The 514-nt window shown below is 47.7% G+C and carries 2 tRNA genes and 1 rRNA gene; all 3 read left to right on the forward strand.

Features of this window, described 5'->3' with window-relative positions:
* Positions 1 to 45 precede the first annotated feature (45 nt).
* The 3 genes from rrf (at position 46) to ACAN56_RS35460 (ending at position 384) form a co-directional block, all read left to right on the forward strand.
* Positions 46 to 162, forward strand: a 5S ribosomal RNA gene (gene rrf / locus ACAN56_RS35450).
* Positions 163 to 202: 40 nt separating this feature from the next.
* A tRNA-Ile gene (locus ACAN56_RS35455) sits at positions 203 to 279 on the forward strand.
* A 29-nt stretch (positions 280 to 308) separates the two neighbouring features.
* Positions 309 to 384, forward strand: a tRNA-Ala gene (locus tag ACAN56_RS35460).
* Positions 385 to 514: the final 130 nt, after the last annotated feature.

The following is a 514-nucleotide window of genomic DNA, read 5'->3' on the forward strand; positions in this document are numbered from 1 at the left end:
CTCACTCGTGTTCAGTTTTGAAAGAGCAAGTCTCTTTCGTATGCGTTTGGTGGCGATAGCGGAGGGGTTCCACACGTACCCATCCCGAACACGACCGTTAAGTCCTCCAGCGCCAATGGTACTTGGACCGAAGGGTCCTGGGAGAGTAGGACGCTGCCAAGCGGACAACCAATCCTTTGGTTGATTCAATGTTATGTTATATGGGCTTTTAGCTCAGTTGGTTAGAGCGCACCTCTGATAAGGGTGAGGTCGGTGGTTCGAGTCCACCAAGGCCCACCATATAACATTTAACAGGATAGTACTTTTATGGGGCCATAGCTCAGCTGGGAGAGCGCCTGCCTTGCAAGCAGGAGGTCAGCGGTTCGATCCCGCTTGGCTCCACCAAAATGATTTAAACTCAATACTTCTTTAAACTTGATCCTTGAAAACTGGATACCGAAACGAATTTGCGTTTTAGAACATTCCTTTAAGCTGAACTTGTGTAAACAAGTTTGTATTATAGCGATGCTAGCGA

Origin of the sequence: Paenibacillus paludis (assembly GCF_042610515.1) — a bacterium.
In the GTDB taxonomy this organism is placed as follows: Bacteria; Bacillota; Bacilli; order Paenibacillales; family Paenibacillaceae; genus Paenibacillus_AQ.